Origin of the sequence: Microcystis sp. LE18-22.4A (assembly GCF_027531105.1) — a bacterium.
Lineage (GTDB): Bacteria > Cyanobacteriota > Cyanobacteriia > Cyanobacteriales > Microcystaceae > Microcystis > Microcystis aeruginosa.
The window spans coordinates 1-21488 of sequence record NZ_JAPZRB010000049.1; the positions used below are offsets into that span (position 1 = coordinate 1).

At 40.5% G+C, this 21488-nt stretch carries 12 protein-coding genes and 2 pseudogenes; 11 read left to right on the plus strand and 3 right to left on the minus strand.

Translation table 11 applies throughout. From position 1 onward, the window contains the following. Window positions 1-139: 139 nt before the first annotated feature. Window positions 140-1105 (minus strand): annotated as a pseudogene (locus O9295_RS02170) (tetratricopeptide repeat protein); the annotation flags it as partial. 248 nt (window positions 1106-1353) lie between these two features. Between O9295_RS02170 and O9295_RS02175 the strand changes: the two are divergent. Further along, complete coding sequence (locus O9295_RS02175; RefSeq protein WP_288031316.1) at window positions 1354-2409, plus strand: Fe(3+) ABC transporter substrate-binding protein; 1056 nt, start codon at window positions 1354-1356, stop codon at window positions 2407-2409. A 29-nt stretch (window positions 2410-2438) separates the two neighbouring features. Here the strand turns inward: O9295_RS02175 and O9295_RS02180 are convergent, their stop codons facing one another. After that, entirely contained in the window at window positions 2439-3053 is a 615-nt protein-coding gene (locus O9295_RS02180; protein ID WP_125731038.1) for a DUF938 domain-containing protein, read from the minus strand. A gap of 384 nt (window positions 3054-3437) precedes the next feature. On the opposite strand from O9295_RS02180, the gene O9295_RS27230 reads away from it, so the two are divergent. The 3 genes from O9295_RS27230 to topA all read left to right on the plus strand — a co-directional run bounded on the left by O9295_RS27230 (window position 3438) and on the right by topA (window position 6759). Next, entirely contained in the window at window positions 3438-3620 is a 183-nt protein-coding gene (locus O9295_RS27230; protein ID WP_353851836.1) for a hypothetical protein, read from the plus strand. Window positions 3621-3777: 157 nt separating this feature from the next. Further along, window positions 3778-3957, plus strand: a complete 180-nt coding sequence (locus tag O9295_RS27660; RefSeq protein ID WP_071825112.1) for a hypothetical protein — start codon at window positions 3778-3780, stop codon at window positions 3955-3957. Window positions 3958-4122: 165 nt separating this feature from the next. Further along, window positions 4123-6759: a type I DNA topoisomerase gene (gene topA, locus O9295_RS02185; RefSeq protein ID WP_288031319.1), complete on the plus strand. Its 2637-nt coding sequence runs from the start codon at window positions 4123-4125 to the stop codon at window positions 6757-6759. Between the two features lie 121 nt (window positions 6760-6880). On the opposite strand, the gene O9295_RS02190 is transcribed toward topA, so the two are convergent. Further along, window positions 6881-7666, minus strand: coding sequence for an SWIM zinc finger family protein (locus tag O9295_RS02190; RefSeq protein ID WP_147068690.1), 786 nt, complete (start codon window positions 7664-7666; stop codon window positions 6881-6883). 144 nt (window positions 7667-7810) lie between these two features. On the opposite strand from O9295_RS02190, the gene O9295_RS02195 reads away from it, so the two are divergent. The 7 genes and pseudogenes from O9295_RS02195 (at window position 7811) to O9295_RS02220 (ending at window position 21364) form a co-directional block, all read left to right on the plus strand. After that, window positions 7811-7990 carry a hypothetical protein gene (locus O9295_RS02195; RefSeq protein ID WP_012267925.1) on the plus strand — a complete coding sequence of 60 codons (180 nt, stop codon included), beginning with the start codon at window positions 7811-7813 and terminating at the stop codon, window positions 7988-7990. Continuing rightward, window positions 7972-8169: pseudogene (locus tag O9295_RS27665) on the plus strand (transposase); the annotation flags it as partial. The gene O9295_RS02195 and the pseudogene O9295_RS27665, both read left to right, overlap by 19 nt. A 187-nt stretch (window positions 8170-8356) precedes the next feature. Next, window positions 8357-12616 (plus strand): non-ribosomal peptide synthetase, encoded by a 4260-nt coding sequence (locus O9295_RS02200; RefSeq protein ID WP_288031328.1) that lies wholly within the window; start codon window positions 8357-8359, stop codon window positions 12614-12616. Between the two features lie 244 nt (window positions 12617-12860). Beyond that, on the plus strand, window positions 12861-14738 hold the full coding sequence (locus O9295_RS02205; RefSeq protein ID WP_288031330.1) for a TubC N-terminal docking domain-related protein: 1878 nt from the start codon (window positions 12861-12863) through the stop codon (window positions 14736-14738). A 123-nt stretch (window positions 14739-14861) separates the two neighbouring features. Continuing rightward, window positions 14862-19634, plus strand: a complete 4773-nt coding sequence (locus O9295_RS02210) for a non-ribosomal peptide synthetase (protein WP_288031335.1) — start codon at window positions 14862-14864, stop codon at window positions 19632-19634. 39 nt (window positions 19635-19673) lie between these two features. Next, window positions 19674-20717 carry a type 2 isopentenyl-diphosphate Delta-isomerase gene (gene fni, locus O9295_RS02215; RefSeq protein WP_002733320.1) on the plus strand — a complete coding sequence of 348 codons (1044 nt, stop codon included), beginning with the start codon at window positions 19674-19676 and terminating at the stop codon, window positions 20715-20717. Further along, window positions 20711-21364 carry a LysR family transcriptional regulator gene (locus O9295_RS02220; RefSeq protein WP_288031339.1) on the plus strand — a complete coding sequence of 218 codons (654 nt, stop codon included), beginning with the start codon at window positions 20711-20713 and terminating at the stop codon, window positions 21362-21364. The genes fni and O9295_RS02220 overlap by 7 nt, the downstream gene beginning before the upstream one ends. Window positions 21365-21488 lie beyond the last annotated feature (124 nt).

Here is a 21488-nt window from a genome sequence, read left to right on the forward strand (position 1 = left end):
CTCAATTGTCTATCTTTTGGTATTAACCTGTTTGTGCCTTAAGTCCTTCCCTGTATGGATTTCAGCTACTTTTGAGCGTAGGCGCTCTCATCGAATTTTATTTTAAGTTAATTATTTGCATAACAATTCCCGAAGAGCCGATTTTTCTTTGATAAAAATAGTTGCCTGAGTAAAGATCGGCCATTTGTTGGTCAGCTTGCAGAATTTCCCAAAGGGAGAGATTTTGACTAATTTCTCCTCTATCTCCTGCCAGTTGTTGGGCAGTTTTATAAGCATTTTTTGCTTCTGTCCAAGCTTGTTTAACTAAATAGACATTGCCTAAATTGATATAAAAAGGATAAAAATCTGCGCAGCTATTAATTCCCTGCTGATAGAATTTTTCGGCTGACTCTAGCTGCCCTAATCGATAAAATAAATTGCCCAGTTTATTATAAGCATCGACAAAATTAGCATTGAGATCAATCGCTTTTTGATAAGCTGATAAAGCTATATCTAAACGTGATTGTTTTTCTAGCACCATGGCCATAGTATAATGATATAAGGCTTGATTTTCCTCTAATTCGATGGCTCGTGCTAAACAGTTAAAAGATTCTGTTAGTCGGTTAATTATATAGTATAAGTATCCTAAATCGTGCCAGATGTAAGCTAATTGTTCACGCCAAGATAAAATTCTTAAGTAAAAGTCCTCAGCTAAAGTATATTCTCGCCGATTAATTGCCTCTTGCACCTCTTGAAGACAGGAGTTTATCGCAGTCAGGGCATAATTTTCTATCTCTTCATCCCCTTCTATTTCCTCTAATTCTAGCCACTGAAGATAGATTAATTTAGCTTGGCCAAACTGCCAGCAATCGAGATTTCTAATTATCTCTTTTTTGAGGAGCATAATTAAATCTTGACTAGACTCTGATTGTAATAGCCAAAATAACCAAATTTCTTGCGCTGTTGCTTGCTGCTCTAGCAGCAGATAAGCTAATCCCAGATAGGGATAATAATCAGTCACTTCCGGATGAACCGCGAGCGCTTGTTGACAAAATAACAATAACTGATTATAGTCTCCCGATGCTAACATTAGCTCGATCGCTTGTTGGTGATTACTGTTGATCATTATCTTTCACTCTCGTTGCTCTCATTCCACAATACCCTCGATCGAGCTTAGGGTAACATTTTGGGCTTATTGAATTTAACTAGCGATAGATTCGAGGATTTATTAGCCCCATCAAAACAAAAAACCCTGATTTTACCAGTATTTTCCCCCATTTACCGCCCTAGCCCGACAAATAATTTCTCGCACAGATAAGAATTATTCTCAATAGCTGTACAATAGGAAAAGACAACTTTGCCAAGAATCGAGCAATGAACGATAAAATAACTCGGAGAGTCTTTCTAGGCGCGGGAACAGCCACCTTAGCGTTAGCAGTGGGTCAATTAGGGAAAATAAACGAAGTTTCCGCCCAAACTAAACAATTAAACCTCTATTCCTCCCGTCACTACAACACCGACCGACGATTGTATGACAACTTCACCCGACAAACGGGAATAAAAATTAACCTCGTGGAAGGGGAAGCGGATCCATTAATCGAACGGATTAAAAGCGAAGGCAGCAATAGTCCTGCCGATATACTCCTGACGGTAGATGCGGGGAGACTATGGCGCGCCGACCAACAGGGAATTTTTGCCCCCGTCAATTCCCGCATTCTTACCCAAAGAATTCCTGCTAATTTGCGTCACCCCAAAGGTCACTGGTTCGGGTTTAGTAAACGCTTGCGGGTAATTATGTACAACAAAGACAGAGTTAACCCCAGAGAAATCGATTCCTATGCAGATTTAACCAATCCCAAATGGAAAGGAAAAGTCGTCACCCGGTCATCCAGTAACATCTATAGTCAATCTTTTACCGCTTGGTTAATCGACATCCAAGGGGAAGCGGCCGCAGAAAAATGGTGTCGAGGATTAGTGGCTAATTTTGCCCGTCCACCCCAGGGTAATGATAAGGCACAAATCGAAGCTGTAGCCGCAGGAATTGCCGATTTAGCCCTAGCTAACACCTATTACTTAGCGGGGTATGCCGAAGAAAAAGACCCCGCTAAACGGGCAATTTATGACCAAGTAAGCGTAATTTTCCCCGACCAAGCAGGCCGCGGCACTCACGTTAATATTAGCGGTGGTGGTTTAATTAAAACTGCCCCCAATCGAGAATCGGCCATTAAATTTTTAGAATATCTTTCTAGCAATGAAGCACAGAACTTTTTTGCTAAGGGTAATCGAGAATATCCCGTCGTTCCAGGGGTTGCTTTAGACCCTTTCCTAGCAAAACTCGGACGCGGGAAAGAAGATACAGTTAGCGTGGCTAATTATGGTCCTAATTTAGCCAAAGCGGTACAGGTAATGAATCGCGCTGGTTGGAAATAAGTTATCAGTTATCAGTTATCAGTTATCAGTTAAGGCAATTGAAATAAAACCGAGAGATTATTAGCTGGCATAGGAATTACTTCTAACAATTGTAAACCTCGATCGCTCGCTGCTTGCACCACATCTTCTAAATTCCTAACTCCCCAAGTAGAGTTTTGAGAACGGAGAGAAAAATCAAAGCTTTCGTTACTAGGAGAAGTATGTTTTCCCTGCCGTTTATAGGGACCATAAAGATAGAGAATTCCCCCCGAACCGAGAATGCGACTCGCTCCTGCCATTAACGCTAAACAAGCGGACCAAGGGGCGATATGAATCATGTTAATATTAACAATCGCATTAATAACGATATTTTCCGTCTCTACCGCCCAAACTGACTGATGAACATCGATAAATAGGGGGCGATCGAGATTAGAACTAGGACAATAATCGCACCAACTGCGAATACTATCTAGAGCCAGAGGGTTACAATCCGAGGGAATCCAACGACAAGGAGCAAGACGAGGAGCAAAAAAAACAGCGTGTTCACCCGTGCCGCTAGATATTTCTAGGATATTCCCAGTCTTCGGTAAAAATTGGCTGAGAACTTCTAAAATCGGCTGACGATTGCGTTCTGTTGCCGGAGCATATTGACGTAAATCAGACATAACTAGGGTTTGCGGCAAAAAGTTGGTTGGTGGGGTTAGGAGTCGGTCGTCAGGCGTTGGTCGTCAGGCGTCAGTCCTGATGAAAAAATTTTCACCACCACAGATGAAAGAGGTTTCCTTCCCTACACCCCACACCCCACACCCTACACCCTCTTTCCAGTCAGGAGGATTATTTTTATTTTTTCTCCCTTCTCCCCATCCTACTCTGCAATAACTACTGGCAGCCAGAAATACGTTGGGTTCATATCATACTTTGTGCTTTTTGTCAAAAAAACTTTTTTTTTGCAATAAAACTACACAAAAAAAAGATCATCGTTGTTGGTGAAATTGACTAATTTACCCGTCCTAATTAGGGGCTGCTGAAAAAGCTTTTCTGGGGGCAGGGTGTGGGGTGTGGGGTGTGGGGTGTGGGGTTTGCTCGATTTTCAGGTGGTCAACTACCTAATTTTCAGGGAAAAAGTACCTGAATTTTCCCCCCTATCCCCGCAATGGCTGGCACTTTTTGAGGGGAAAAAAGTCCAAAAGTCTTATCCAACAAGGTTTTTAGATTTATTCAGCAAACCCTAATTAGGATAACCTTCTAGGTTTGGTGAGGGTTTCAACCATTGCTGCCTAAAAAAGCACAGAATATCCCATTATGAAATTCAGTAAAATCGCTGTAACCATTGTAACATCGTTGTTAAATAAAAATCTTTCTCAATTAATTTTTAAGAATTTGTAAATATTGCGGAATGTTAATTTAAATATTCTCAAGTTTTTGGAGTCAATAAATAATTTTTGCTTATCTTTGGCGAACATTGGGTTAGGAGTCAGTATTCTCCGAGTCAGCTTTTTTCTCCCTTCTCCCTGCTCCCATCTCCCTGCTCCCATCTCCCTGCTCCAGAAAAATATTAAGTTTTGTTAAGAAGTTAGTGACAAAAGACCAGCTTTAATCTCTATTATCGTAGTAAGTGGCTTTTGACCCGAATCAAGCCGGTCAAGATAAATAGTAACTTTTGTCCATCATCAAACAACGATTGTCAGTCTAACTAAAACAGTCGCTGTGGCCATGCCCTCGTGATCAATTCCTATGTCAACCCTGGTTATTGTCGAATCCCCCACCAAAGCTCGGACGATCAGCAATTATCTGCCTAGCGGCTATCGAGTTCAAGCCTCCATGGGCCACATCCGCGATCTGCCCGCCTCCGCCGAAGAAATTCCCCCCGCCCACAAAGACAAATCCTGGGCCAACTTAGGCGTGGATGTGGAGAACGATTTCGATCCCCTCTACGTCGTCCCCAAAACCAAAAGTAAAGTCGTCAAAGAATTAAAAGAAGCCCTCAAAGGGGCCAGCGAACTGATCCTCGCCACCGACGAAGATCGGGAAGGCGAAAGCATCAGTTGGCATCTCTTGCAGGTACTCAACCCGAAAATACCCACCAAAAGGATGGTATTTCACGAAATCACCAAAGAGGCAATCCAAGCCGCCCTCAAAAATTGTCGCTCCATCGACGAAAATTTAGTTCACGCCCAAGAAACCCGCCGCATACTCGATCGCCTCTACGGTTATACCCTCTCCCCCCTACTTTGGAAAAAAATCTCCAAAGGGTTATCCGCCGGCCGGGTGCAATCCGTGGCGGTACGTCTGCTCGTACAACGGGAACGAGAAAGACGAGCCTTTAAAACCGCCAATTATTGGGACCTGAAAGCCACCCTCGAAAAGGACAAAAATCAATTCGAGTCGAAATTAGTCACCTTAAACGGTCAAAAAGTGGCAAATGGGAGCGATTTCGATGCCGACACCGGCAGAATGCTCCCCGGTCGCCAGGTGACACTTTTGGATCAAGCCACCGCCGCCGCCTTAAAAGAACGCATCGAAGACAAAATCTGGCGCGTTAGCCACACCGAAGAAAAACCCACCACTCGCAAACCTTCCCCCCCCTTCACCACCTCCACCCTACAGCAAGAGGCTAACCGGAAACTGGGCATATCCGCCCGCGACACCATGCGAATCGCCCAAAATCTCTACGAACAGGGCTACATCACCTATATGCGGACCGATTCCGTCCATCTTTCCGATCAGGCCATCACCGCCGCCCGCAGTTGTGTAGAACAAATGTACGGAAAAAATTACCTCAGTCCCCAACCCCGGCAGTACACCACCAAAAGCAAAGGCGCACAGGAAGCACACGAAGCCATCCGGCCCGCCGGTAGTAGCTTTCGCCTGCCCCGGGAAACCGGCCTGAGCGGACTAGAATTCGCCCTCTATGATTTAATCTGGAAACGTACCGTCGCCTCACAGATGGCCGATGCCCGCATTACCCAGATCGCCGTCAATATTCAGGTAGAAAATGCCGGATTTCGCTCCTCTGGCAAAAGAATCGACTTCCCCGGCTTTTTCCGCGCCTATGTGGAAGGTTCCGACGATCCCGAAGCCGCCATCGACGACCAAGAAATAATCTTACCCGCCCTCAACGTCGGTGACACCCCCAATTGTCGGAAACTAGAAGCGATTAGCCACGATACCCAACCCCCCGCCCGTTATAGCGAAGCCTCACTCGTAAAAACCCTCGAAAGTGAAGGAATCGGGCGACCCAGCACCTACGCCACCATTCTCGGCACAATTATCGATCGCGGTTATGCCCAAATGCGGAATAAAACCTTGATTCCCACCTTCACCGCTTTTGCCGTGGTTAGTTTGTTAGAAAATCATTTCCCCGACCTGGTAGATCCCAAATTTACCTCGAAAATGGAGGAAACCCTCGACGATATCGCCACCGGTTCCGCCCAATGGTTGCCCTATCTCGATCGCTTCTATCGCGGCGAAAAGGGGCTAGAAAGCCAAGTAAAAGAGCGCGAGAGTCAAATTAACTCTAGCACCGCCAAATCGGTGATTTTAGAGGATTTACAGGCAACTATCAAGATCGGCAAATACGGTCCCTATCTGGAAGTCTCCCGAGGCGATGAAATCCTCACCGCTTCCATCCCCGCCGATTTAACCCCCGCCGACCTCAACCCCGAACAGGTAGAAACCCTGCTGCGACAAAAAACCGAGGGTCCCGATAAATTAGGTCTTCATCCCGACAGCGGAGAGCCAATTTATCTGCTGGTGGGTAGTTACGGCCCCTACGTCCAGTTAGGAGATGTCAGCGATGACAACCCCAAACCGAAACGCGCCTCCCTACCCAAAGGAGTCAAACCAGAGGATGTCACCCTCGAACAAGCGGTGGGTTTATTGGCACTGCCGCGACTACTGGGAACCCATCCCCTCACCGGAGGCAAAATTAAAGCCAGTTTAGGTCGTTTTGGCCCCTATATAGTTCAGGAACAGGGTAAGGAAAAAGAATATCGTTCCCTGAAAGCCGGCGATGATGTCTTAACCATAACCCTCGATCGAGCTTTGGCCTTATTAGCCGAACCGAAAAAAACTCGCAGCGCCCGCGGTTCCACCAAACCACCCTTAAAAGAATTGGGTAAACATCCCGACGATGGGGAATCCGTGGGATTGTACGAAGGTCCCTACGGAGTTTATATCAAACACGGTAAGACCAACGCCAAGATTCCCGAAGGAGAAACCGCCGAAACCCTGACTCTAGAACAAGCTTTAGTCGCCCTAGCGGCCAAGACAACCACTGCCAAGAAAACCACTACTAAGAAAACTACTTCTAGCACCACTAAAAAAACTACTTCCCCAGGCAGTAAAACTGGCAAAAGTAAGACGGTTTAGCGGTTAGTGGTGGGGCGATTTTCTCCCTGGTTAATTCCTCGCCCTGATGCGAGGACAAATCTGGCTGGCTTTTTTGTCTTTTGCACCACTTTGAACGAGCTGCTCATATACCCCAAATTCCCTACTGTAAAGCAATCGCCATCGCTTCTTGGGGAATTTGCCGGTAAATTGGTTTTAAAAATTGTTCTATGGCATCTGATTCGGGGGCAGCGAGGGGAAAATTGCCTAAAATGTCGAGAATGGTTTGATTTTCATTCCCCGGCGTAATCACAACTAGGGAGGGGTCTAGCTCCTCATCGTACTGCCAAAAGCGATCAATAGTGCTGTCGGGGGCAGTTTTTTCGACTACTGTGGGGGGTTCACTGACTGCTAAAGGTTGATTATCAGAGGAATAGGAGCGTTTTTCCCGTAAAGCTTCCAGAATTTGGCTTTTGCTTCGGCCGCGCAGTTGCAAAAGCAGGAAGGGATCGACAATAAAACGATCACCCAATTGATAGTATACTGCTCCTATATGTTTGCAGGGGTTGGCTTGATCGGGACAGGTACAACGAGAGCGAATATCAGCTAGGGAAAAGGGAAATAAATTCACCCCACTATCGATAAAAACACGCTCGATATGATCGGGCATTTGTCCCGTGAGCAATTGAGCGGAATAAATGGCCTTTTTGGAGAGAAGCTTAATAATATAGTCCCATTCTTCATCACTAAAAGCGACTAGGGATAAATCCACTATATAAGGCTCTGGTTCACTGCCTTGTACTCTGGCAATAACTTGCGAGTCTTCAAAGTCAATACTTAAAACATTGCCTTCTCTGGCGTAAAGTCTAGCTCGTTCCAAGCGTTTTTTAAAGCGATAGGAATCGAGTAGTTCTAGCCATTTTTGTACCCACCAAGCTTGTTCTGTCATTTTTTATTTCGCCAATTCAAAAATGAAACACATCAACCTTAAGAGTTGACAGAGAAAGGCTCATCAGGTATATTCTGATCTTTAACAACAACAAATCAGACCCAAAAACGAAGCCCTCAACATCTTAACATAGAACAAAGAAACTTGCTCTACCAACTTGGTCAAGAGGTAAATTTATCTCAACGGCAAATAGCCGTCTTGCTGGGATGTCATGTCATCTATGAAGCAGAAACCCAAATTGTGAGTTTTGGGAATCGCCGTCCGTTTTACGGCGGTCAGGATGTCAAGAAACCATCTACAAAATTTCTTGGGAGAGGGGATTAAACGAGCATACTAATGGACTGTTAAGACAATTCTTTCCCAAGAAAAGGAATTTTAAAATCCTTAAGCCAGAGGAAATAGAAAGAGCCGTAAACTTGATTAACAATCGTCCTCGATAATGTCTTGACTATCGTACCCCGAATGAGCTATTATGTGATAGCTCAGACAGTGATGAAATTCAGGGCTCTTCTCGACTTTGTGTGATAATCTTTGCTTATGGAATCGTGAAGTGCTTATCGGGCAAGACTTTTAGGACTATTTTGCGGAAGAAACTATCAGTATAGACCTCGTTTCCACACAGAAACCAGAAGAGCCAATTCAGAATTGAATTGAATTGGCAAGATGTACACAAAAACGAGGATTTTAGGTATGAGGACAGAACAGAAAAATCCACAATTAAATTGTCAGAAATTAGCAGAAGTCTTTTTATCAAATCCCTTAATTGAAGATTGCTATTTTATGGTACGAGAGGATGAATTAGTCGCCTATATCGTTTCCTCTGGAGCTTGGAATTCTGAACAATTGTCCTCCGATTTACAGTCTCAGTTACCGGACAATCTTCTACCTAATATCTATGTGCAGATTTCCAGTTTACCCTTAACCGATAGCGGTGATGTCGATGAAACTGCATTAAAGAATATTGAAATTATCGATGATCATCAAGTTCAGAAAACAGAAGAAAAACTACGCTCTTTGTCAGATATTGATCAAGTTGCCGCTGTCATGACTTCCAAAAAAATCAAAATTTTACCCCTACATCTATCGGACTTATTGCCCTTAAAACTAGAGAAAAGAAATGATCATCAAAAATCTGAAACCCCGATTCATCTGGGGATTCACACTTCTAACACTCAAGCTAGAATCAGTCACGGACAGCTTTTAGAAGAATCTGAAATTCAGCCTAAAACCTTGGCAGAAATCCTCCAAAAAGCTGCTGAAAATCATTCAAATAAAGGGATTATTTATATTCAATCTAATGGATCAGAAGTTTTTCAATCTTATCAACAATTATGGGAAGAAGCTCAACAAATACAAGCCGGATTACAAAAGCAGGGTTTACAAGCTCAAGATAAAGTGATTCTTCAGCTATCGGAAAACTATGATATTATTTCCGCATTTTGGGGGTGTCTTTTAGGGGGATTTATTCCTGTTATTATTTCAGTGCCACCCAGCTATAAAGATTTTAATAATGAAATTCATAAAATATGTCAAGTTTGGCAGTTGTTAGATGAGCCTATTATTATCACAAATCAATCCCGTCAGCAAGAGATAAAATATTTAGAACAATGGTTGCCTAATCAAACCTTAAGCTTGAGTTTTATTGAAGAATTAAAAACTCATTCTCCCCATCAGCCTCCTATTGGTCAACCGGATGATATCGCGTTCTTTAATCTCACATCAGGCAGTACAGGAATACCGAAATGTATCTCATTAACCCATAAAAATGTCATCTCTCGTGCGCGAGGAACAAACATAATTTGTGAACATCAAAACGACGATATTATTCTTAATTGGCTTCCTTTTGATCATATTGGAAGTATTTCAGACTGGAATATTCGCTGTGTCGAGTTAGGATGCCAAATGGTTTATGTTCAAACTGAATATATATTAGGTCGTCCTTTGAATTGGTTAGATTTAATTGATCAATATCGAATTAGCCATAGTTGGGCTCCTAATTTTGCCTATAATTTGATCAATGAAGCTTTAAAAAAAGAACCGGATCAAAATTGGAATTTAGATTGTGTCAAATTCTTTTTAGCAGCGGGTGAAGCCGTTTCTGGTCAAGCAGTTGGAGAATTTATTAACACCCTTCATCTTCAATATAATCTGAAAAAAACGGCGATGCGTCCTGCTTTTGGGATGGCAGAAATGGGTTCAGGGATTACCTATTATCAGCCTACAGAACAACAGCCATTACTCTTTCACACGGTTGATAAATCCTCCTTGAATTCTTCCTTAAAACGAGTCCATCCTGAACATCCCAATGGTGCAACCTTTACGGATTTAGGATTACCCATTCCGGGTATATCAATTAGAATTGTTAATACTGATAATTCCCTATTACCAGAAGAAACCATTGGTCATTTACAAGTTAAAGGAGATGCAGTTTCACCGGGGTATTATAAAAACCCAGAAGCGAATCAAGACGCTTTCTTAAAAGATGGCTGGTTTAAGACAGGAGATTTAGCATTTATTAGTAACGGTCATTTAGTCATTACTGGAAGAAGTAAAGAAACCATTATTATTAATGGAGTGAATTATTATAGCCATGAAATTGAAACTGTAGTGGAAACTATTGAAGAAGTAGAAGTGTCCTACACCGCCGCTTGTGCTGTTTATGATCCTAGGAATAGTACCGATCAATTAGCTTTATTTTTTAGTGTAGAAACCTTTGACCACCAGCATCTAGCGGAACTTCTGAAAAAGATTAGACGAAAAGTAATTAACAGTTTTGGCGTTAATCCTGAATATTTAATCCCCTTAAATAAAACTGAAATTCCTAAAACTTCCATTGGTAAAATTCAGCGATCGCAATTAACAAAACGGTTTGGAAATGGAGAATTTAATTCTATTTTAAAAGAAATAGATATTTTGTTAGAAAATGCTCAAACCCTTCCTGATTGGTTTTACCAGAAAGTTTGGAAACCTCGATCTCCAGTTAACTTAAAACCCGAACTTTCCAAGTATTGTAGTTTAATTTTTCTGGATTGCTTGGGTTTAGGAGCATCTTTAGCAGAAAAAATTCAAGGGCAAAACTTACCCTGTATCACGGTTTTAGCAGCGGAAGAATTTTCTCAAATCAGTCAAAATTGCTATACCCTCAGACCCGGGACAGCCAATCATTATCAACAGTTAATGGCATCTTTATCCGAGCGAAAAATTATCCTTAGCAATATTATTCATCTGGGGACTTATCAAGACTATCAGGGAGAAATTTCAACAATTGAACAGTTAGAAAAAGCACTAGAAAAAGGAACCTATGATTTATTATTTCTAGTGCAAGCCTTAGCTAAAACTCATGATTTTAACTCAAAAATTCAATTGCTATTTGTTTCTAGTTATAGTCAATTTGTCATAGAAACCGATGAAATTGCCTATGAAAAATCTCCAGTTTTAGGACTGATCAAAACCCTAGCTCAAGAACTTCCTTGGTTAAATACTCGTCATCTGGATTTACCTCTGGATCAAACCGAAATTAATCTCAGTTATCTGCTGCAAGAACTATCGGTTTTATCCAAGGAAAGAGAAATTGCCTATCGCAACGGGAAACGTTTAATCGCAGGTTTGGAAAAAGTCAATTTACTTCAACACACCCAACAGGAATTACCCTTTAAATCAGGGGGAATTTATCTGATTACCGGAGGACTAGGAGGGATTGGCAGACAAATTGCTCAGTATTTGCTCAAAAATTATCAAGCTCGTTTACTATTAATTGGAAAAACACCTTTACCAGAAAAACACCTCTGGAGTGAGTACCTCAAAGTCGAAGATCAATTATCCTTAAAAATCAAAAATCTCCAAGCTTTAGAAAACCTTGGGGGAGAAGTCATTTACCAGTCGGTAGATGTGGCTAATTTCACTCAAGTTAAACAGGCTGTAGAACAGGTGAAAAAACAATGGCAAGGAGAACTTAATGGGGTGATTCATCTAGCTGGAATTTACAAAGATTGTTTACTTCTGGACGAAAATCAAGAGGGTTTATCGACAATTCTTCGTCCTAAAGTAATAGGAACTTGGGTTTTACATCAACTTCTCAAAGAATCTCAGGGAATTTTTATTAGTTTTTCTTCCTTGGCTAGTTTTTTTGGAGGAGCGGCTTTGGGTTCCTATGCGGCGGCTAATAGTTTCCTTGAGTCTTTGAACAGCTATCAAAAATCTAAGAATTTGTTCCCCAGTTATTGTTACAGTTGGACAACTTGGCAAGAAACCGGGATTAGCCAAGGTTATCAGATGCAATACATAACCCGATCTCAAGGGTATTATGATATGACAGTACGGCAAGGTTTAGACTCATTTCTAACCAGTTTATATCACAACCAAAGACAATTAATAATCGGTTTAGATGGGAGTAATAGCAAGATTAACCGGTTCACATCTAGGTCGGAAGGATGCCAAAAGTTAACGGCTTATTACACCCGTAAATCTACAGTTCAATCGGTCAATCTACCTAATCATGTTAGTCTAAAAGATCGATTGGGAACGTCCTATCAATGTCCCCTGGTGCTGCGACAATCTCTGCCTATTAAGGATAATGGAGACATTGATAAGCGGCAATTACTCAAGGAACTGCAAGGTAAAGAAAATAACGAATTGGTAGCACCCAGAACGGAAGCTGAACATCAAGTTGCTAAGATTTGGCAAAAGGTGTTAAATCTATCTCAAATTGGAATTCATGACAATTTCTTTGAACTAGGAGGACATTCTTTGCTGGCGAGTCAAGTCATCTCTCGTTTACGCGATATTTTCTCGGTAGAATTGTCGTTGCACAGTTTATTAGAATACCCAACCGTTGCCAGTTTAACTCAAACGATTGAGGTGCTTAATGTATCCAAAAATACTCAAAGTGCATCCAAAAGTGGTAAAGTTATGACAACAGCCGCAGAAAATTATGAAGAAGGAGAATTATGAAAATAGGTTAACTAAAATTTAAGCTTTTCAGAAGCCTTTTGGAAAAAAATGTAAAAAATTGTATCCATCACTAAAATTTATCATCCAGAATGTGCTATAAATAGCTTCGGTTTAAAACAGTCTTTTTGTGGAGTATGTAAGCGGTTGCTCCCATAGCAACTGACTTTAACAATAACCACCGACTCCCCGCCATTGATAATTTTTGTTTGGTCTATAGTGTTTAGTCTTTGAGGGACTTAAATTTATGAAAACAGTTGAATTTTTATCGAATCTGAATCATTTAGGTGTGACAATTTGGATGGAAGGGGATAAGCTGCGCTATCGTTCTCCTCAAGGTGTTATGACTCCCGATTTACTCGAACAATTGAAAGAGCATAAAGAAGAACTCATCGTTTTATTGCGTGAACAAGCTGACAATTTTAGTTCGGAAACAGACTATGATGTGGCAATTTGTGGCGGTGGATTAGCGGGTTTAACCTTAGGGAGACAGTTAAAACTTAAACAACCTAATCTTTCCGTTGTTGTTCTTGATAAAATGGCTCGTCCTTTACCCGAAGCTGGTTTTAAAGTGGGGGAATCAACCGTTGAAGTTGGTGCTTTTTATTTAGCAAATACGCTGCAGTTAACCGATTATTTTAACAATCAACATTTATCTAAACTGGGATTACGTTATTTTTTCAAACCTCAAGAAACTGAATTTCATAAAAGACCTGAACTGGGATTATCAGAGTTTCATGATCCTAAATCTTATCAAATTGATCGGGGGAAATTAGAAAATGATTTACGCCAATTTAATATTGAAGCTGGAATTGATCTTAAGGAAAGTTGTTCAGTTCAAGACATCGAGTTTGCTGAAGGGCTACAGCAACAGCATAAAATTATTTATACTCAAGGTAGTGGAGCGAATCAAAAAACTCATTGTATTAAATCCCGATGGGTTGTCGATGCGATGGGTCGCCGTCGATTTATACAGAAGAAACTCGGTTTAGCGAAACCTAATCATAATAATTACAGTGCGGTTTGGTTCCGAGTTGAGTGTCGTTTTGATGTCAGCAATTTTGTGCCAGCCAGTGAAGAAAAATGGCATCGGCGTGTTCCTAATAACAACCGTTATTATTCTACAAATCATTTATGCGGTGAAGGATACTGGGTTTGGTTAATTCCTTTATCCACAGGTTATACCAGTATTGGCATTGTGACTCGTCAAGATATTCACCCGTTAAAAAATTATCATAACTATGAATTAGCCTTGCAGTGGTTAAGGGAAAATGAACCCGTTTTAGCGGCTCATTTAGAAGGTAAATCCCCTGAAGACTTTAGAAAGATGCCGAAATATAGTTACTCCTCCAAACAAGTCTTTTCCTTTGATCGTTGGACTTGTGTTGGTGAAGCCGGTTTATTTCCCGATCCTTTTTATTCCCCTGGTTCAGATAGTATTGGTTTTGGCAATTCTTTAACCACCCAAATGATTGAACTTGACCTTAAAGGTCAACTAACTCCCGAAAGAGTTGACGATGCCAATCACTTTTATTTAACCTATCACGATGGGTTAACCTTTAATATCCAAAATTCCTACAACTGTATGGGAAATGGGATAGTGATGGCAACAAAAATGATCTGGGATACGTTAGCTGGATGGACATTTGGTTGCTTAATGATGTTTAATTCCATCTTCCTTGACCCGGAACTTAAGATGAAAGTTCAACAGATTAATGCAGAATTTTTCCCTCTTTCCTATCGAATACAACAACTATTCCGAGATTGGGCAAATCAATCCCTGGGTCGGGTTAGCTTTGAATTTATTGATTACTTAGCAATCCCCTTTGTGAATGAACTGCGAACCCGGAATTTACAATCTAATAAAACCGAAGCTGAAATCATAGAAGCTTATCGAGCCAGCTTAAAATTATTAGAAGAATTTGCTCAAGTCATTTTTCAAATTGCCTTAGAGGATACCAGTCCCGAACTGTTAACTAAAATTAACGAACACCCCTGGTTAAATGCTTGGGCAATTAGTTTGGATGCCAGTAAATGGGAGACTGATGGGCTGTTTTCGCCTAAGAGCGAACCTCGTAATTTACACAGCATTAAAAAACAATATTTAGAGGCAATAAACCGATAAAAATAGACGAATCAAGTTGATTATATCTCTAACAGTAGCTCTAGCTTGAGCTACTGTACTCAGCCAAATATCACCCCCATTCCAAAAATACCAGAACATTAATTAAGGAAAAGGATACTATTGATGAAAGTCGCAGAATTTTTATCTTACTTAAATAGTTTAGACATCAAGCTTTGGCTTGAGGAAGAAAAGTTAAAATATCAAGCTCCCCAAGGAGCAATGACACCAGAAATTAAGCAAGAAATCGGGACAAGAAAACCAGAAATTCTCACTTTTTTAAGAAGTGCAACAACACCATCTAAACCCCTTGAATCCGTAATTAATAGCGTTGCCCGAACTGAAGATTTACCCCTATCTTTTGCTCAACAGAGAATGTGGTTTCTCTATCAGATGGAGCAGCAAAATTCGGCTTATAATGAAGCTCTAACCATCCGTTTAACGGGACGCTTAAACATTGATATTTTAGAGCAAACGATTAATGCTATTATTCAACGCCATGAGAGCTTACGGACAACCTTTCCAGTGGTTGAAGGAAAACCTATTCAAAAAATTGCTCCATCTCTAAAGATTAAATTATTAGTTATTAATTTAAAAGATATTTCCCAAGATCAAATTGATAAACAGATTATTGAAGAACTACAAAAACCCTTTGATTTAACCCAATCTCCCCTATTACGATGTACTCTGTTTGATCTGGGATATGAAAATTATATTTTAGTTAACGTTTTCCATCATATTATTATCGATGGTTGGTCAAAGGGCATTTTATTTAAAGAATTATCTAAATTTTATCAAGCATTTTTATCCAATTCAACCGTAGATTTACCCGAATTACCTATACAATATGCGGATTTTGCGGTATGGCAAAGACAATGGTTACAAGGTGAAATCTTAGAAAATCAGTTAAATTATTGGAAAAAACAATTAACGGGCGCTCCTCCTTTATTAGAACTTCCAACCGATAAACCCCGTCCAGCTACTGCCAATTTTCGAGGTCATAGTATCTCGTTTCAAATTAACTCAGAACTCACCGAAAAACTGAAACTTTTGAGCCAAAAGTCGGGGGCGACTTTATTTATGACCTTACTGGCTGCTTTAAACACTTTACTCTTCCGTTATAGTGGCCAAGATGATATTTTAATCGGGACACCCACCGCCAACCGAAACCGACAAGAAATTGAACCTTTGATTGGTTTTTTTGTCAATACTTTAGTGCTGCGGAATTCCCTAGAAGGAAATCCGACTTTTTCAGGATTATTACAGCAAGCTCGCAATGTTGTTTTAGAAGCTTATGCCAATCAAGATGTACCCTTTGAGCAAGTGGTTGATGGGTTAGAAATCGAACGAAGTTTAAGTTATAATCCCTTATTTCAGGTCATGTTTGCGCTGCAAAATGCCCCCCTCAATGCTTTAGAATTACCCAATTTAAAAGCTCAATATCTAGCCGTTGAACAACAGAGAATTAAATTTGATCTCAGCTTAGTTTTAGAGGAAATCGAAACCGAAAAAGGAGCTTATTTAGAAGGTTTTTGGGAATATGATGGCGACCTATTTACCCCAGAAAGAATTACCCGCATGGTAGGTCATTTCCAAACTTTATTAAAGGGGATTGTAGCCAATCCTCAGCAAACCATCGGGGAATTACCGTTACTGACTGAATCGGAAAAACAGCAATTATTAGTAGAATGGAATCAAACTCAAACGTCTTATCCTGATCATTACTGTATTCATCAGTTATTTGAAGAACAGGTTGTTAAAACACCTGATGCTATAGCGGTCATCGATGGAGAAAAATCTTTGACCTATGAACAGTTAAATCAAAAAGCCAATCAACTCGCTTATTATTTGCAAAACTTAGGCGTTAAAACCGAGGACTTAGTAGGAATCTGTATCGAGCGTTCTGTTTTGATGATCATCGGACTTTTAGGCATTCTTAAAGCGGGTGCAGCTTATATTCCTTTAGATCCGAACTATCCATCAGAACGTCTAGCTTATATGTTAGAAGATTCTGCCGTATCGGTGTTATTAACTCAGGAAAACTTAGTTGACACTTTACCCAACTATTTAGGAACAATATTTTGTTTAGATCAGGATGGGAAAATTCTTGATCATCATCCGCAAGATAATCTCCTCCATCCGATGACATCTGAGAATTTAGCTTATGTCATTTATACTTCTGGTTCCACTGGAAAACCCAAGGGAGTTTTAATTCAACATCAAAGTTTATTAAACCTAGTTTCTTGGCATCAAAACGCCTTTGATATTACAACAATTGATCGAGTCACTCAATTAGCTGGAATTGCCTTTGATGCTTCAGTTTGGGAAATTTGGCCTTATTTAACAGCGGGGGCGTGTCTGGCGATTGTTCCCCCAGATTTGCTAACATCACCAAAACAACTGCAAGAGTGGTTAATTGCCAAAAAAATCACCGTTTCTTTCTTACCCACTCCTCTTGCAGAAACCCTAATTCCCCTAGATTGGTCTCCCAATTGTCCATTAAGATTAATGTTAACTGGAGGAGATAAACTCAATGATTTTCCCCCTACCTCCATTCCCTTTACATTAGTCAACAACTATGGTCCGACTGAAAATACTGTTGTTACAACATCTGTTAAAATAACCCCAGATTTATTAACCGAAAAAGCACCGCCTATTGGTCGTCCCATTAGCAATACTCAGGTCTATATTTTAGATCAATATCAACAACCTGTACCGATTGGAATTCCAGGAGAATTATACATTGGTGGTTCAGGATTAGCTAAAGGATATCTCAACCGTCCAGAGTTAACCGATTCTAAATTTATTGCCAATCCTTTTAGTCAAAAACTCAGTGATCGCCTTTACAAAACCGGTGATTTAGTTCGTTATGGAAACGACGGACAAATTGAATTTGTGGGTCGCATTGATCATCAAGTTAAGATTAGAGGTTTTAGAATTGAATTAGGGGAAATTGAAACCGTTCTCAATCAACATCCCCAAGTTAAAGAAGCGATTATTATTGCCAGAGAAGATCAACCCGGCGTTAAACGTTTATGTGCTTATGTGATTGCCTCTCAAAACTTAACTGTTTCTCAATTGCGTCTATTTTTGCAAGAAAAGTTACCTCAATATATGGTTCCTGCTTTCTTCGTTTTGTTAGACGCTTTTCCCCTAACCGCTAATGGTAAAATTGATCGTTGCGCTCTCCCACAACCTACACTAGAATTAGAGGATGAAGCTGCCCTCAATCTCAGTCCAGGTACAGAAAAAGAACGCATTCTCGCTGCAATTTGGCAAAGGGTTTTAGGACTTAAAAATATTAGTATTAACGATAACTTTTTTGAGTTGGGAGGAGATTCTATCTTAGCCATTCAAATTATTGCTCAAGCTAATCAAGCGGGATTACAAATTACTCCTAAACAATTATTTAGTCATCAAACTATCGCTCAATTAGCCACCGTAGCGGAGCGAGTTTCGGTTAATCAAACCACACAGGATTTAGTCATCGGTCACGTCCCCTTAACTCCGATTCAAAAATGGTTTTTTGAACAAAACTGGCCCGAACGTCATCACTTTAATCAATCTATCTTGTTAGAGGTTCCCAATAATCTACAACCAGATTTATTAAAACAAACTATTTCTAAATTACTCTATCACCATGATGCCTTGCGGTTACGGTTTGTTCAAAAAGGGGAACAATGGCAACAAAATCACAGCGATGATTGCAATAATTTTGCTTTTGAAAAGGTGGATTTATCCCGTCTATCTTGCGATGAACAATTGACCAAGATCGCAGAAATTTCCGAGGTTCAACAACGGGTACTGAATTTAGAGGAAGGCCCCTTAATGGCGGTGGTTTTCTTCGCCTTGGGTGAGAGGGGAAAAATGTTAATTGTAATTCATCATTTAGCAGTAGATGGAATTTCTTGGCGGATTATCCTCGAAGATTTCGTCACTATTTACCACCAATTAGAAACCCAAAAGCCCCTGCAACTTACTCCTAAAACCAGTTCTTTTAAAACTTGGGCTGAGGAACTGCAAAACTATGCGAAAACCCCAGAATTTCACGCTCAATTCAAGTATTGGCTAAACCGTGATTTTCCCTCAATTTCTCCTCTTCCTTTAGACCGTCAAGGTGAAGCTCAGTCCAACGTTGTTGCCCATGCAAAAACGGTCTCTTTCACCTTAACCGAAGAACAAACCCGCTTACTCTTACAGGAGGTTCCGCAAGCTTATAACACCCAAATTAATGATATTCTATTGACCGCTTTAGTCCAAGCTTTTGGCCGTTGGACAGGAAATTATAAGCTTTTGCTTGACATGGAAGGTCATGGAAGAGAGAATGTAATTGAATCCGTGAATTTATCTCGAACTGTGGGTTGGTTTACCAGTATTTTCCCCGTCTTTTTGACCTTAGAAAATCTTCACCATCCGGGTGAGTGTCTCAAGTCCATTAAAGAGCAGTTAAGACAAATTCCGAATCGAGGATTTGATTATGGAATTGGATATTATCTGAGTTCAGATTTAACGATTCAATCCCCGTTAAAAAACTATCCAAAAGCTCAAGTCAGCTTTAATTATTTAGGTCAATTTACCAGCCATCAAATCGGCGAGATAGGCTGGAAATTATCTCAAGAATCCACTGGTTCCATTCATAGTCCTTTGGGACAACGTTCCCATTTAATTGCGATTCATGGAATTGTGGTTGATGGGCAACTTGACATGGAATGGCAATATAGTGAAAATTTTCATCATCAAACAACGATCAAAAATTTAGCCGCTGCTTATCGAGATTCTTTAGAAAGCCTGATTAACCATTGTTTATCGGTAGAAGGAGGCTATACTCCATCGGATTTTCCCGATGCGGATCTTAATCAGGCAGAATTAGATGAACTGCTTTCAGAACTCGATTTTTAACCTCAACTTAATGTTTAACCCTCCTGCTTGATAACAACTATGCCATCACCTAATCTTCCCAGTGAAATTGAAAATCGTAAAAGTGAACATCTGCGAGTTTGTATCGAAAAAGATGTAGAATTTCAACAACTTACAAGCGGTTTAGAAAAATATCGTTTTACCCATTGTTGTCTTCCTGAACTTGACCGTAGCGATATTGAACTGGGGACAACCTTTTTAGGGAAATCTTTAAAAGCTCCAATTCTCATCTCTTCCATGACCGGAGGAACAGAATTAGCCCATTTAGTCAATACTCGATTGGCAACGGTCGCTCAACGCTATGGTTTAGCGATGGGGGTGGGTTCTCAACGCATTGCACTCGAACAACCGGAATTAGCGCCGACCTTTGCAGTCCGTTCTCTGGCGCCGGATATTCTCCTGTTAGCGAATTTAGGGGCTGTACAGTTAAATTACGGCTGCGGTTTAGAAGACTGTTTAAAATTGGTGGAATTATTAGAAGCTGATGCCTTAATTCTGCATCTCAATCCTTTACAAGAATGGGTGCAATCGGGAGGCGATTCTAATTTTAAAGGGTTACTCGCTAAAATTCAGCAAATTTGCGCTCAATTACCCGTTCCTGTCATCGCCAAAGAAGTCGGAAATGGCATCTCTGCGGTGATGGCCAAACAATTAATTGAAGCCGGAGTCGCCGCGATTGATGTGGCGGGAGCCGGAGGCACGTCCTGGGCCAAAGTCGAAAGCCAAAGAGCCAAAGACAACAGACAAAGGCATCTCGGACAAGTTTTTGCCGATTGGGGTTTACCTACGGCTGAATGTATTACCGCCATTCGGTCGATGAATTCAACCATTCCTTTAATTGCTTCTGGGGGCTTAAAAAATGGCTTAGATCTTGCCAAATCTATCGCTCTAGGAGCCGATTTAGGAGGGTTGGCTCGTCCGTTTCTCGTAGCAGCGATTGAATCAGAAGCCGCCGTTGATGAGTTGGTAAAATTTTTAATTGCTGAACTTGAAATTGTTTTATTTTGTACCGGAAATCCTAATTTATCCACCCTTAAAACTTCAGGAGCCTTAAAACCATGTTAAAGTTTTCAATGGAATTGTGTTATCCTCAGCTTGATATCAAAACTTTAAGCGTTGGCACTTTGGGTCCTAAAGAAACCAGCAGCGAACAAACCTTAAATTATCTAATTTCTCAATGGAAATTACAACAGATTTCGGTTAATAGTCATTTATTTGATAGCTTTACAGATTTAAAGGAATCTTTACTCCAAAATCAGATAGATTTGGCGTTAGTCCCCCATGCCTATGAAAAAATTAATGATTTCTATATGGAACAGAGGTTTAAACTAGGTTTTATCTTCACCTATCCCACACCCGTTTACGGATTAGCCAAGCGAAAAAATGAAGAAATCGTTTTAGAAAATTGTACCCTGGTTACTCATCCCGCTCCTCTTCCTTTACTTCCCTATTTATTACCTGGCGACCTGAATCAAAATAAGATTAAAATCAAATTTGTCAATTCTACCAGTGTGGCCGCTATTCAAGTTAAACAAGGGTTGGCAGATTTAGCCATTACCAATGAAAATGCCCTCCGAGAATATGATTTAGAATTTATTTCACAATATGGTAAAATTGAGATGAGTTGGTCTTTATTTCACAAAAAGGAAAACACCATGATTCAAAGTATTTATAGCGTTTCTGATTCACAAGAGGTACATTCCCGATCCTGAACAGCTTAATCAGCAAAGGTTTAAGTGTGCCGCACAGATGCGAGAACCGCTATATTTACCTGTGCATACCTAAAAAAGCTCCCTATCCGCTCAAAATAGTTGCCTTCATCACATAAAAATAATT

Coding starts and splice junctions, on each gene's coding strand:
- O9295_RS02175 (WP_288031316.1), top strand. CDS start 1,354: ATGAACGATAAAATAACTCGGAGAGTCTTTCTAGGCGCGGGAACAGCC.
- O9295_RS02180 (WP_125731038.1), bottom strand. CDS start 3,053: ATGTCTGATTTACGTCAATATGCTCCGGCAACAGAACGCAATCGTCAG.
- topA (WP_288031319.1), top strand. CDS start 4,123: ATGTCAACCCTGGTTATTGTCGAATCCCCCACCAAAGCTCGGACGATC.
- O9295_RS02190 (WP_147068690.1), bottom strand. CDS start 7,666: ATGACAGAACAAGCTTGGTGGGTACAAAAATGGCTAGAACTACTCGAT.
- O9295_RS02200 (WP_288031328.1), top strand. CDS start 8,357: ATGAGGACAGAACAGAAAAATCCACAATTAAATTGTCAGAAATTAGCA.
- O9295_RS02205 (WP_288031330.1), top strand. CDS start 12,861: ATGAAAACAGTTGAATTTTTATCGAATCTGAATCATTTAGGTGTGACA.
- O9295_RS02210 (WP_288031335.1), top strand. CDS start 14,862: ATGAAAGTCGCAGAATTTTTATCTTACTTAAATAGTTTAGACATCAAG.
- fni (WP_002733320.1), top strand. CDS start 19,674: ATGCCATCACCTAATCTTCCCAGTGAAATTGAAAATCGTAAAAGTGAA.
- O9295_RS02220 (WP_288031339.1), top strand. CDS start 20,711: ATGTTAAAGTTTTCAATGGAATTGTGTTATCCTCAGCTTGATATCAAA.